The organism is Collinsella aerofaciens, from assembly GCF_025289055.1.
GTDB lineage: Bacteria > Actinomycetota > Coriobacteriia > Coriobacteriales > Coriobacteriaceae > Collinsella.
Genome location: NZ_JAESIQ010000024.1, coordinates 1 through 13,602 on the forward strand (window position 1 = coordinate 1; position 13,602 = coordinate 13,602).

The following is a 13,602-nucleotide window of genomic DNA, read 5'->3' on the forward strand; positions in this document are numbered from 1 at the left end:
GCCGTGCGCTTGAACTGAGAAGGGGGAGGCCTCGCGGCCTCCCCCTTTTTGCGTTGTATACACGTTGTACTTTGGGACCTAGCTCCCCCGTATTCGCTCTTACTGTTTGGCTGTATTTTGAGTTCTTCTAGTGTATTTGAGCGATAATTACTCGCATTGGCGTTAGGGAGGGCTTGATGTTTACCGTGTTTGTCTTGGGCAATATTGCTTCGGGTAAGTCGACTGCCTGCCGCTATTTCGAATCTCGTGGCGCTATGCTTATCGATCTGGATGAGCTTGCAAAATCTCTGTATGTGCCGGGCTCTGATATCGTCAATACTCTCGCGGATGAATTCGGTTGGGACATTTTGGATGAGGAGGGCGGCATTCGCCGCAGCATCCTCGCTTCTCGGGCTTTCGCTTCTCCTGATTCGGTCGCACGACTCAATGGCATCGTGCATCCCGTTCTGATTGAACAGCTTTCGCTGAGGATTCTCGATCCGGTTTGTTGTACGGTTTCATCTCCCCGTTACCCCTTTGCGGTGGTCGAGGTTTCTGCTCCGACTGGTTTTGAGGATGCATTTGGCTTGGCTGATGAAATTCTGGTCATTAGCGCCCCTTTGTCAGTTCGTCGCGAGCGCGCTATTCAACGTGGCATGGAGCCATCTGATTTCGATGCCCGTTCTGCTTGCCAGCCCGAAGAGTCTGCGCTGTGCAATCTCGCTACAACTGTGATTGACAATGCGGCAGACGATAACTCGCTCTTTGAACAACTGGACGCATGGCTTTCGCGCCATGGGTTCGGGGATGTAGTGGATAAGGAGGAGGCCGATGCCTAAGACACGTTTCCTTACGTGGTATCGCCTTATACCGCTGGCTGCCGTTTTTGCCTTCGGCCTTATCTCATTCGTTTACTCGTATGCTCCTGCCGCTTTCTTTAAGCCGCTGTATCCGATTGACTACGAGGCGTATGTAAAGCAATCCAGTATTTCGCATAATCTGGATCCGTATCTGGTGTGCGCTGTCATTAAGTCTGAATCGAATTGGGATCCCGAGGCCGAGTCGAATCAGGGTGCTCAGGGATTGATGCAGCTGATGCCCGAGACTGCCCAGGATATGATCGCCAAGGGCCTTGTCGACGGTGGCGAGTATTCGGCCGACAACCTTAACGATCCGGCTACGAATATCGAGTTTGGCTGTGCGTATCTCTCGTATCTTCTAGCGTATTTTAACGGGTCGACTGACAGTGCCATTGCTGCCTATAACGCCGGCATGGGCAATGTCGACGGATGGGCGCAGCAGAGTACGTCGCTTCATAATGCAATCACCTTTCCCGAGACGCAGGCGTATCTGATTCGTGTCAATAATGCCTGGGTTCGCTACAAGACCCTCTATCCCGATCGGTTCGTATAGGACTATGCCTGCCGCCTGCGTATACTGCAGATATATGAGTTAGGAGTATCCATGGCGGAATTTGAAGTAGAACGCGTTGGTGGTGAACTTAAGCGCTTTGGCGTTGAAGGCTCTGACGTGCCGTTTAAGGTCGTGTCTCCCTATGAGCCTGCCGGTTCCCAGCCTAAGGCCATTGAGTCGCTTGTGCAGGGCGTGAGGGACGGAGACCGCTATCAGGTTTTGTTGGGCGTGACTGGTTCGGGCAAGACCTTCACGATGGCAAAGACTATTGAGGCCCTGGGAAAGCCGACGCTGGTCATGGCTCCGAATAAAACGCTCGCCGCTCAGCTTGCGAGCGAGCTCAAAGAGTTCTTTCCCAACAACGCTGTGGTCTACTTCGTCTCGTACTACGACTACTATCAGCCCGAGGCGTATGTGCCGCAAAGCGATACATATATCGAGAAAGACTCCTCGATTAACGAAGAGGTTGAGATGCTGCGACATCAGGCGACCGCATCGCTGCTCTCTCGACGCGATGTGATCGTTGTCGCATCGGTCTCGTGTATCTATGGCATTGGCTCTCCTGAGGACTATGCGGGTCTGGCTCCAAACGTCGACAAGAAGGTGCCGCTCGAGCGCGATGACTTTATCCATGCACTTATCGACATTCAATATGATCGCAATGACTATGACCTTGCACGCGGCACGTTCCGCGTGCGCGGCGATGTTGTCGACGTGTATCCGCCTTATGCCGAGCATCCGTTGCGGTTTGAGTTCTTTGGCGACGAGGTCGAGCTGATTGCCGAGATCGATGAGGTCACCGGTGAAATGCTGCGTGAGTACGAGGCCATCCCCGTATGGCCGGCATCGCACTACGTGACCGAGAAGCCGAAGGTCAAGGCGGCTCTGAAATCGATCAGCGAAGAGTGCGAGAAGCGCGTGGCGGAGCTCAAGGCGACCGACAAGTTGCTCGAGGCGCAGCGTCTGCAGCAGCGCACCGATTATGATCTTGAGATGCTCGAGACGATGGGCTTTTGCAACGGCATCGAGAACTACTCGCGTCATCTGGACGGTCGCAAGCCGGGTGAGCCGCCGTTTACCCTAATCGATTACTTTCCCAAGGATATGCTCTGCATCATCGATGAGAGCCATGTGACGGTGCCGCAGATTCGCGGCATGCACGAAGGTGACCGCTCGCGTAAGGTGACGCTGGTGGAACACGGTTTTCGCCTGCCCTCGGCGCTCGATAACCGCCCGCTTCGTTTCGATGAGTTTGAGGCAAGGATACCCCAGTTTATCTATGTTTCGGCCACGCCGGGCGATTACGAGCTGCGGGTGAGCCAAAACGACGTGGAGCAGATTATTCGTCCGACCGGTCTGCTCGATCCCAAGATCGATGTGCGTCCGGTTCGCGGTCAGATTGACGATCTTGAGGACGAGATTCGCGAGCGCGTTGCCCGCAAGGAGCGCGTGCTGGTGACCACGTTGACCAAGCGCATGGCCGAGGACCTGACCGACCATCTGCTTGATGCGGGCATTAAGGTCAATTACATGCATTCTGATACGGCGACAATGGACCGTGTCGAGATCCTGCGAACGCTGCGCGAGGGCAAGATCGATGTTCTCGTTGGCATCAACCTGCTTCGCGAGGGCTTGGATCTTCCCGAGGTCTCACTGGTGGCAATTCTCGATGCCGATAAGGAAGGCTTCTTGCGCAACCGCCGTTCGCTGATTCAGACGATTGGCCGTGCGGCCCGTAACGCCGATGGCGAAGTCATCATGTATGCAGACGTTGTGACCGATTCGATGAAAGAGGCCATCGAGGAGACGCAGCGCCGTCGTGAGATTCAGATGGCATATAACGAAGAGCATGGCATTGTGCCCAAGACAGTGCGCAAGGCCATCAACGACATCTCAAGTTTTATTGCCGAGGCCGAAAAAACCGTGGGTTCCAAGGGGCGCTCGAAGGGCGACTCCCTTGGCCATGGCGCATTCTATACGCCCGATGAGTCGGGCGAGGGCGGCGTGCCGGAAACGGTGGCACCCGAGCAGACACTTGCGGAGCAGTTGGAAGAACTGCCGCATGACGAGCTTGTGCGGATCGTCGAAACCATGGAAGAGGATATGCGCAACGCTTCTGCCGCCATGGACTTTGAGGAGGCGGCGCGCCTGCGCGATGCCGTCGTTCAGATTCGGGCGATGCTCGAGGGCGCGTCTGAGGACGAGACGATCGAGCGCTTACGTTCGCAGGCCCGCAAGGGTTCCACGTTCGCATCGGGCAGAAAACGCCAGGGTGCACGGTTTAAGAAATAGCGAACAGGCCCCGAGTTCCCTGTGGAGCTCGGGGCCTGTGTCTTTTGCGCGCTGGAATTCGTGCGCTAGAGGTCTGCGATCAGGGCTTCGGCACAACGGATGCCGTCGGTGGCCGCGCTCATGATGCCGCCAGCATATCCAGCTCCCTCACCACAAGGGTAGAGGCCCGGGGTCGACACGGCATGGCACGTTCGGTCTCGGGTGACAGTGACAGGTGAGCTCGAACGAGTCTCCACGCCGGTAAGAACGGCATCGGGACGGTTGTAGCCTCGTAGCTTTTTTCCGAGTAGGGGAAGTCCCAGGCGGAGCGACTCGACGATATGCTGCGGCAGGGCTTCGTCAATTGCCGTCCAGGTCACACCGAGCGGATAGGTGGGCTTTACCTTTCCGGGCGCCTTGCTGGCGCGTCCTGCGAGGAAATCTCCGACGAGTTGTGCCGGTGCGTTCCAGTTGGAACCGCCCAGGCGATAGGCGGCCGCCTCGCAGGCACGCTGGAGCTCGATGCCGGCGAGCGGGTCATCGTTGGGAAGGTCCTCAGGCGTGACGTTAACGAGCAAGGCGGCATTTGCGTTGCGTCCGTCGCGGGCATTGAGGCTGGCGCCGTTGACGCACAGGTGGCCCTGCTCGGAAGAGGCGGCGACAACCTGCCCGCCGGGGCACATGCAAAACGAGAACACGCTGCGGCCGTTGGGAAGATGGGCGACGAGCTTGTAGGGGGCTGCTCCGAGGGCAGGATGTCCCGCCAAGGCTCCATATTGGGCTCGGTCGATGTCGCGCTGCGGATGCTCGATGCGAACGCCCATGGCAAAGGTCTTTTGTGCGAGGGCCACGTTGTGGTCCTTAAGGAGCTCAAAAATATCGCGAGCAGAATGCCCGCAGGCGAGGATGAGGTGCTTTGTCTCGATTGGCTCGTAAGCGGCGTCTTGGGACGATTGGACATCAATACCGGTGATGGCGCCAGACGCGTCGATGTGAATGTCGACGAGCTTTGTTCGATAACGGACGATACCTCCGAGCTGCTCGATGCGCTGGGATATAGCGGTGACAACCTTGGGAAGGATGTCGGAGCCAATGTGCGGCTTGGCATCCCACAGAATATCGCGGGGCGCACCCGCCTCGACGAAGGTTTCGAGGATAAGGCGATGGGCGGGATTTTTTGTTCCCGTATTGAGCTTGCCGTCCGAGAAGGTCCCCGCGCCGCCCAGACCAAACTGAATATTGCTCTCGGGGTCGAGGATGCGCTCCTTTAGAAAGAGGTCGATCGCCTGCGAGCGGCGAAATGCCGGGTCGCCGCGCTCGATAAGCAAGGGCTTAAGACCTGCTTTGGCGAGCGTGAGCGCAGCGAAAAGGCCGGCGCATCCGGCGCCGACAACGACAGGGCGTTCTTGAGGTGCGTCGGAGACGGGGGAGGGGAATGAAGGCTCATCGTCTTCTATCGCGCGTACGCGCGAGCGGTCACGCTCGGCAACGCTGTCGACCGCTTCTCGCTCGAGGTGGGGACTAGTCAGCTCAACACGAAAGCTCAGGATAAAATGGACGTCTCGTTTTTTGCGAGCGTCGATTGACTTGCGGTGGAGTTCGATGGACTTGATCTCGGAGTCCTTGCAACGTAGGATGCGCTTGGCGACTCGCTTGCCAACAATGAGGCAGGTATTTTCATCGCCGGCTTCATCGAGCGACGCGTTGACTTGGGTGATTTCGATCATCGAGGTCTCCTTAGAGGCAAGAAAGAGGCCGTCCGGTATCCCAGACGGCCCGAATGCGTTTTTGATTATAGACTGCGCGGCTACAGGCTGCTTGCAGCGCGAATGCCCGAGAGCCAGGCCCACGCAAGGTTAAAGCCTCCGCAATCGGCGTCGATGTCGAGCGCTTCGCCGCAGACGTAAAGCGGGGCGTCGACAACGCTGCGCGCGCGTAGACTGAGTGTTGAGATGCTCTCGACAGATACGCCACCACGCGTGACCTGCGCCGAGCGCTCCTCGGCTGTTCCCTCGACGAGCAACTTAAAGTGCTTGAGGATCGAGACCAGGTGGATGACATCGTTGGAGCCTGGATGGCACTGCTCGAACGCTGTACAGACGACGCGGGAGAGTTGCGGGGCGAGCATGCCGTCGAGCCAACGGGGATCGCGGGGCGAAAAGCCGCCGAGCAGCTTAACGCGCCGGTTGAGCATATCGAGCAGCTCGTCTTTAGAGAGGTCGGGGAAAACGTCGAGCAGGATCGTATCGCCGCGCTGGATACGACGGGAGAGGTTGAAGACAGCGACGCCCGAGATGCCGAAGGTTCGAAACAGTACTTCACCGTCTTCGTGCCAGAGCTCACTATGGTTACGGGTGAGCGTCAAGCGGGCGCGGACGCGCAGACCATCCAACGTCTTGAGTGCTGCCCGATCGCCAACGACCGTTGCCGATACGGGGCAGAGGATGGGGCGCAGCGAAGTGAGGGGGAGACTAAACGTATCGGCGATACCGGTGGGGTTGCCGCCCGTAGCGATAATTACGGCATGTGCCTGCAGGGCCTCGTTCTTGCGAGGGACATCGGCGAGCGCTTTCCGAAGCGAGCGGAGCTCCGATTTTCGGTCGTCGTGCTTTTTTGCCTTGAGCGCCCGCGCTGGACGGTCTATTTGGAGTGCCCAGCCTTCGGAAGCTTTGTGCGCCGAGGCAACGTTGGCTCCGCAGATTAAGGTGATACCTAGGCGGTCGCAAACGTTGAGAAGCGCGTCGCGCACCGATTCTGCGCGAAGGGAGCGCGGGTACAGCCGGCCTTCCTCAGAGGTTGTCATGATGCCCAGCGAGGAGAAGAAACCCATAAGCTCTTGTTCGGGTTGGGGGCCCATGACGGATTCGACGAATGCGGGGTGGTTATACCGCTGAGAACCAATCGATTCGTTGGAGAGGTTGCAGCGGCCGTTACCGGTCGCAAGGAGCTTAAGGCCGCAGGCGACATCGCGCTCAACGATGCAGACGCTTTTGCCAGCACGTGCGGCCGTAATGGCGGCGGCGAGGCCTGAAGCCCCGCCGCCGATTACCAGGACGTCATAGAAGGCGCTCGTGTTCACTTAGGCCTCGTCGGTCTCGTGCGGGGTAATAGCCTCGACGGCAGAGACTGCCTTGGGCAACATGCCATCGGGCAGCGCGGTCTCGACCTCGCCCTTATCGCAGGCCTCGGCGAGTGCCGGATTAATGGGAAGCTGGCCCAAGATGTCGAGGTTATAGCGCTCTGCGACCTCGGGGAGCTTGCTCTTGCCAAAGACCTCGATCTTCTTGCCGCAGTCGGGACACTCAATATAGCTCATGTTCTCGACAATGCCCAGAATGGGGACGTTCATCTTCTCGGCCATGTTGACCGCCTTGGCGACGATCATCGAGACCAGATCCTGCGGGCTCGTGACGATGACGATGCCGTCGACGGGCAGCGACTGGAAGACGGTGAGCGCGACATCGCCTGTTCCCGGAGGCATGTCGACCAGCAGGTAGTCGATGGGGCCCCACGAGGTCTCGCTCCAGAACTGCCTAATGGCGCCTGCGATGACCGGACCGCGCCAAAGGACGGGGTCGGTCTCGTTTTGGAGCAGAAGGTTGGAGCTCATGACCTTGACGCCGTGCTCGGAGATTTCGGGCAGCATGAGGTTGCCAAGGGCATGGACGTGGCGTCCGCTCATGCCGAACATCTTGGGGATAGAGGGACCGGTGATGTCGGCATCGAGGACGCCGACCTTGTGGCCGTGACGGGCAAGCTCGGTGGCGATGGCACCGGTGACAAACGACTTGCCGACACCGCCCTTGCCGGAAAGCACGGCGATGACGCGTTTGACCTCGGACAGCGTGTTCTCCTCAAATTGCGACGGCGACGTTTGTCCGCCGGCAGCCTGTGCGTGCTCGCAACCCATGTATGACTCCTTTGTATATGTTGGGGCCGGGGCCCCGTGATGTGACACGAGCGTCATTGTACCCTCGTTTGCGAGCGGGAGTCATTTGCGATGCATTTGGGCCGAGCGTGCTTGCAATACGATGGGTCCAAGCGAATGGGCGGGCTTACTGAACTTTGCTGGCGAACTCGAGGTATTGCATGCGCTGCAGCTTGTCGATCGTCGAGGCGTATGGGCTGTCTTCAGATTCCAAGTCGTAGCGCAGCCCGTCGGCACCAAGGTAGCCGGCAACATTGATGGTGGGCACATCTGACCTTGTTGCAAGCAGAGCCTTTTGATAGTCGGTGAGCGGGGCGCCGATCTTATTAAGGGTAATGGCTGCAATCTCGTTTGCCCCGACGGTGTCGTAGACGTTGAGCTCGGTATTGCCGGCGATTTCATAGTTAGCCCAGACGAAATAGGTCGACTGATAGATACGGAAAGCGTGGCTTGCCGTATCTTCCTGAGGGTACAGCTCGTCGTTGAGAGCCGTTGCGGCGCTCGGCTGATGGTCGCCAAAAAAGACAAGGACAACCGGTCTGCCGATATTGCGGAGCTCGTTGATAAAGTACTCGAGGTCCCGGTCGGATGCGTTGATGCAGGTAAGATAGGTGTTGAGCGCGCTATTGGCACCCTCGCTGGCTCCCTCGACCCAATAGTTTGTCAGCTCCTCGGCGGGAACGGTGCCATAGTCGTAGCCGCCGTGATTTTGCATCGTGACGTCAAAGATGAACTGTGGGGCTTCGTCGGTTCTAAGCAGGTCGAGTATCTTGTCGTAGGTGGCGTAGTCGCATACGCCGGCATGGTAACAGGGCGCACCTTCGAAATCGCCGATTGAAAGAAAGTCTCCAAAGCCCAGCTGCTGATAGATTTTATCTCGATGGTAGTTGACGGGGTTTTGCGGGTGCATAGCGGTAGCGGTATACCCAAGCTCCTTAAGGTCCTTTGCCAGGCTGTTGACACCATTCATCTGATATAGCTGATAGGGGATTTTGCCTAATCCGACAAAGGCCGTTGTCGCTCCGGTCAAAAATTCGAATTCGGAGTTCGCCGTTCCGCCACCGGCGACCGAAGCGAGCATGGTGCCGCGAACAAGTGTGTCGGGAAGCGAGTTGTAGAATGCGGGGCCGGTGTACCCGGCCGCCTGGAGCTGCTCAAAGCACGAAAGGTCGCTAAAACTCTCGTTCATGACGGCAACAATCGTCGGCTTGATTTCATTGAACTGGGCAACGGCCGCCGCGCGCTGCTCGCTCGAGCCATACGTACTGTCGTAGGTGGCGGCGAGCTCCTGCTCGATGCTCTGCGCCTCATCGGGCGTATAGTCTTCGGGCTTCTCAATGGGCAACTCGTTGACCATTTCGGTGAACGAAGTGATAAAACCCTGAGACGCATACGTGGTGATGGGCTGCCAACGGTCAAATCCAAAATTCAGCGCCTGCTCCAAGTCGATGCTGGAAAAGCCCGAGAGCCCCACAACGGCCACTAGCAGAAAAGCGCAGAGGTTGGCGGCGATTGCGGGGAAGACATGGGTGGGTGTACGGAGCTTTCTCGGTCGGATAAGCGAAAGAAGCCCCAGGGAAATCTCCAGCAGGGCTAGAGAGGTTACGATTCCGGCGGTAAAGGTAAACTCGTATCCCTCGCTCACTTCCATTGCGGTGCCAAGGGCCAAGATATCGCTTGGCAGGATGGCCTCGCCTTTAAACGTTATGACGAAGTGCTCGGCAATGCCAAGGATGCAACAGACGACGGGTACGAGGGCCATGACGACTCCATGACGTTGTCCCAGCAAATAAAGGGAGAGCAGGACCGTCGCGAGCAACCCGACGGAAAACCCAAATGAGTTGGCGGGAATGCGATAGAACGTTTCGTTGCAGGCAATTTCGAGTGAAACGAACGAGAGCGCTGAAACAGCGGCGATGACAAGGATGTCACGGCAAATACAGGCAACCGTTCCCGTCGCAAGATCGGTTTGGTCAATAAGTCCCGAAACCAAGGGCTCGACAAGAAGTATGACGGCGGCAGCACCGAGCGCCGAATAAGAAAGGACCCATAGGGAACTGTCCTCATTTACGAGCAATTGATTCGTAATCCATGCAGCTACCATGCCGAGCGGGATGAGGAGCGTCGCGCACCAAAAGACGCGGGCAATGGGCGGCTTTTCATTGTGTTTGATTGAAAAATACACGCGCACGACGACGGTGGCCACGATAAGGGCGGCGATGAATATGGGCAGATTGGCCATGTCACTCGAAGTGATTTCAAGGGGGATATCTTCGGTCATGGACGTTCTTCTGTTACAGCAAATTAAGTTCAGTATTAGATTACTGTAACCTTTCCACGACATTTCGAGAAACAAAGCGCCCGATACGCAAAGCTAAAGGTCTGCGAATCTTGTATTACGAACATCTGTGCGCGTCGAGTGCGCTAAACTCATCGGCAGTATGATTCGATGCAATAGGAGGCAAGGAGCTTCCATGTCTGATTCTTCTATCGTTATTCGCGGCGCTCGTGAGCACAACCTCCGTGATATCGATGTTTCCATTCCGCGTGACCAACTCGTGGTCATTACCGGTCTTTCTGGCTCGGGCAAGAGCTCGCTGGCATTTGACACTATCTATGCCGAGGGCCAGCGTCGATACGTCGAGAGCCTTTCGAGCTATGCGCGCCAGTTCTTGGGTCAGATGGACAAACCCGACCTGGATTCAATCGACGGCCTTTCGCCGGCAGTGTCGATCGACCAAAAGACGACGTCTAAAAACCCTCGCTCGACGGTTGGCACCGTAACCGAGATTTATGACTATCTGCGCCTGCTGTTCGCCCGTGTGGGCACCCCGCACTGTCCCGAATGCGGCCGCGTCATTGAGCGCCAGACGACCGACCAGGTTGCCGACAAGGTCTTGGCGGCGGGGGAGGGCCGCCGCGCGTTTGTGCTGGCACCGGTGGTGCGCGGGCGAAAAGGCGAGTACACCAAACTGTTTGAGGACCTTCGCGCCGAGGGCTTTAGCCGCGTGCGTGTCGACGGTGAAGTGCGCTCGCTCGACGATCCGATCGATCTGGACAAGAAGTTCAAGCACGATATCGAGGTCGTGGTCGATCGCATCGTGATCCGTGAGAACTCTCTTGGCCGTATCGCCGAGTCTGTTGAGCAGGCGACCGCGCTGGCTCACGGCAATGTAAACGTGTACATGCTGCCCGATCGTGATGCTCCCGAGGGGACCGAGGGCGAGCTTCTGGAGTATTCGTTGGCCTTGGCGTGCCCGGAGCATGGACACTCCATTGACGATCTTCAGCCGCGTGATTTTTCGTTTAACGCTCCCTATGGCGCATGTCCTGAGTGCGACGGCCTGGGCTTTAAGAAAACCGTTGATGCCGAGGCGCTGATCGAGGACCCCTCGAAGTCCATTGCCGACGGAGTCTTTGGTAGCCTGTTTGGCAATTCGAACTACTATCCGCAGATTTTTGCTGCGGTCTGCAAACACTTTAAGGTGAGCGCCGATACGCCGTGGGAGGACTTGCCCCCTCGCGTGCGTCGTGCATTCTTGGATGGCCTGGGCGATACGAAGATCTCGGTCGACTACCAAAAGCTCGACGGACGTCGCAGCCAGTGGGATACCAAGTTTTCGGGCGTTCGCAACATCCTGTACGAACGCTATACCGAGACGACGAACGAGAACACCAAGGCGCGCCTGGAGAAGTACATTCGCGAGGAGCCGTGCTCGACCTGCCACGGCGCTCGTTTGCGCCCTGAGATGCTCGCCGTCACCGTGGGCGGCAAGTCCATTTACGAAGTTTGTTGCCTGTCGTGCCGTGAATCGCTCGAGTTTTTTGAGGGCCTGGAACTCACCGAGCGCCAACAGTTTATCGGCGGCCGTATCGTCAAGGAAATTCTGGAGCGCCTGCGTTTTCTGGTCGATGTTGGACTCGACTATCTGACACTCGATCGCGCCTCGGCGACGCTTTCCGGTGGCGAGGCACAGCGTATTCGCTTGGCAACGCAGATCGGCGCGGGTCTCATGGGCGTGCTCTATATTCTGGACGAGCCCTCGATCGGTCTTCATCAGCGTGACAACGAGCGCCTGATCAAGACGCTCGAGCGCCTGCGCGATATCGGCAATACCGTTATCGTTGTCGAACACGACGAGGATACAATCCGTGCCGCCGACTACGTGATCGACATGGGGCCCGGCGCCGGTGTCAACGGCGGACACGTAGTCGCGGCGGGAACGCCTGCTGATATCATGGCGTGTCCTGAGTCGATGACGGGCGCTTATCTGACCGGCAAACGAATGATTCGGGTGCCTGATGAACGGCGCAAGCCCGGTCGCGGCTGCCTTAAAATTACGGGCGCTCGAGCCAACAACCTCAAAAACGTTACCGCCAAGATCGAGTTTGGTACGCTTACGGTTGTTACCGGCGTGTCGGGATCGGGCAAGAGCTCCCTGGTTACCGACACCATTGCGCCTGCCCTTACGAATGCTATTCACCGTTCGACGCGCCCTGTGGGTCCGTATAAAAAAATCGAGGGCATCGAGTGTATCGATAAGGTTATCGATATCGACCAGTCGCCGATTGGCCGCACGCCGCGTTCCAACCCTGCTACCTATATCGGCCTGTGGGATGATCTTCGCGCGCTGTTTGCGAGTACGCCGGAGTCGAAGGCGCGCGGCTACTCGCCGGGTCGTTTCTCCTTTAATGTGAGTGGCGGGCGCTGCGAGGCGTGCAAGGGCGACGGGCAGATCAAGATCGAGATGCACTTCCTTCCCGATATCTACGTTCCCTGCGAAGTTTGCGGCGGTAAACGCTACAACCGCGAGACACTCGAGGTCACCTACCGTGGCAAGACCATCTCGGACGTGCTCGACATGAGCGTCACCGAGGCGCTGGCCTTCTTTGGGAATATCCCGCAGATTAAGCGCAAGCTCCAGACGCTGTACGATGTAGGCTTAGGCTACGTGAGCCTGGGCCAGCCCGCCACGACGCTCTCGGGCGGCGAGGCGCAGCGTGTGAAGCTCGCCAAGGAGCTTCATCGACGCCAGACGGGCAAGACGTTCTATATTTTGGACGAGCCGACGACCGGTCTTCATTTTGAGGACGTCCGCCAGCTGCTCGATGTGCTGCAGCGCTTGGTCGATGCGGGCAACACGGTGCTGGTGATTGAGCACAACCTTGATGTCATCAAGGTTGCCGACCGCCTGATCGATATGGGTCCCGAGGGCGGTAACGGCGGCGGAACCGTCGTGGTTTCGGGCACACCGGAGCAGGTTGCGGACTGTCCGCAGAGTTATACGGGCAAGTTTTTGGCGCCGTTGCTCAGGCGTGACCGGGAGCGTCAGGCTCAACTTGATGCTCAATAAATAGGCGATTCAGTTTATGGGCGCCATCGACTCCTTGTGATTCGATGGCGCTTGCTGTGCCGAAGTGACGTATGCAGCCGAATTGGACATATACTTAATCCTTGCGTCCGAATGCGAGAGAAAGGATATGTCATGGCAAAGGCTGTAAAGACGCCAAAAACCAATGCGATGCGCGAGCAGGAAAGTGCCGGCATTTCCTATGTTCTACATACGTACGAAGACGATGGTGATGAGTCGGTGGGCCTGGGGGTCGCGATTTCGGAGCAGCTTGGCGAGGAGCCCGGTCAAGGATTTAAGACTTTGGTCTGCGTGACGCCGTCCAACGACTATGTCGTGTGCTGCATCCCTGTTGCCGACGAGCTCGATCTAAAGTCCGCCGCGCGTGCCGCGGGGGAGAAGTCCTTGGCCATGATGCATGTGAAGGATTTGCTTGCGGCGACTGGCTACGTTCGCGGCGGCTGCAGCCCGGTCGGTATGAAAAAACGCTACCGGACGCTCATTGACGAGACATGCGTCCTTTGGGATACCATTTTTATTTCGGGAGGCAAGCGTGGTTATCAGCTCGAGCTTGCACCCGATGATTTAATTGCATTTTGCGGGGCGACGGTTGCCGCGATTACGAGAGAGGACTGAGCGATGCCGCAGGAAGAATTGAAG

At 57.6% G+C, this 13,602-nt stretch carries 9 protein-coding genes; 5 read left to right on the top strand and 4 right to left on the bottom strand.

Features of this window, described 5'->3' with window-relative positions:
- Positions 1-176: 176 nt before the first annotated feature.
- Genes coaE through uvrB form a run of 3 tightly spaced genes read left to right on the top strand, consistent with a single transcriptional unit; the run spans position 177 to position 3,684 of the window.
- Positions 177-818 (top strand): dephospho-CoA kinase, encoded by a 642-nt coding sequence (gene coaE, locus JMJ97_RS07795; protein WP_260699805.1) that lies wholly within the window; start codon positions 177-179, stop codon positions 816-818.
- Positions 811-1,392, top strand: coding sequence for a lytic transglycosylase domain-containing protein (locus JMJ97_RS07800; RefSeq protein WP_022093787.1), 582 nt, complete (start codon positions 811-813; stop codon positions 1,390-1,392). The genes coaE and JMJ97_RS07800 overlap by 8 nt, the downstream gene beginning before the upstream one ends.
- A 51-nt stretch (positions 1,393-1,443) precedes the next feature.
- Positions 1,444-3,684 carry an excinuclease ABC subunit UvrB gene (gene uvrB / locus JMJ97_RS07805; protein WP_035138903.1) on the top strand — a complete coding sequence of 747 codons (2,241 nt, stop codon included), beginning with the start codon at positions 1,444-1,446 and terminating at the stop codon, positions 3,682-3,684.
- A gap of 65 nt (positions 3,685-3,749) precedes the next feature.
- On the opposite strand, the gene JMJ97_RS07810 is transcribed toward uvrB, so the two are convergent.
- The 4 genes from JMJ97_RS07810 to JMJ97_RS07825 form a co-directional block, all read right to left on the bottom strand.
- Positions 3,750-5,390, bottom strand: coding sequence for an NAD(P)/FAD-dependent oxidoreductase (locus JMJ97_RS07810; RefSeq protein WP_260699806.1), 1,641 nt, complete (start codon positions 5,388-5,390; stop codon positions 3,750-3,752).
- A gap of 80 nt (positions 5,391-5,470) precedes the next feature.
- The gene (locus JMJ97_RS07815) at positions 5,471-6,742 is read right to left on the bottom strand and encodes an NAD(P)/FAD-dependent oxidoreductase (RefSeq protein ID WP_260699807.1); all 1,272 of its coding nucleotides are present in this window, start codon (positions 6,740-6,742) and stop codon (positions 5,471-5,473) included.
- Positions 6,743-7,573: an Mrp/NBP35 family ATP-binding protein gene (locus JMJ97_RS07820; RefSeq protein ID WP_022094864.1), complete on the bottom strand. Its 831-nt coding sequence runs from the start codon at positions 7,571-7,573 to the stop codon at positions 6,743-6,745. It abuts the gene before it with no gap.
- Positions 7,574-7,718: 145 nt separating this feature from the next.
- On the bottom strand, positions 7,719-9,872 hold the full coding sequence (locus tag JMJ97_RS07825) for an LTA synthase family protein (protein WP_260699808.1): 2,154 nt from the start codon (positions 9,870-9,872) through the stop codon (positions 7,719-7,721).
- A gap of 193 nt (positions 9,873-10,065) precedes the next feature.
- On the opposite strand from JMJ97_RS07825, the gene uvrA reads away from it, so the two are divergent.
- Positions 10,066-12,945 carry an excinuclease ABC subunit UvrA gene (gene uvrA / locus JMJ97_RS07830; RefSeq protein WP_260699809.1) on the top strand — a complete coding sequence of 960 codons (2,880 nt, stop codon included), beginning with the start codon at positions 10,066-10,068 and terminating at the stop codon, positions 12,943-12,945.
- A gap of 132 nt (positions 12,946-13,077) precedes the next feature.
- Entirely contained in the window at positions 13,078-13,578 is a 501-nt protein-coding gene (gene ybaK, locus JMJ97_RS07835) for a Cys-tRNA(Pro) deacylase (RefSeq protein WP_260699810.1), read from the top strand.
- The last annotated feature ends 24 nt before the right edge of the window (positions 13,579-13,602 follow it).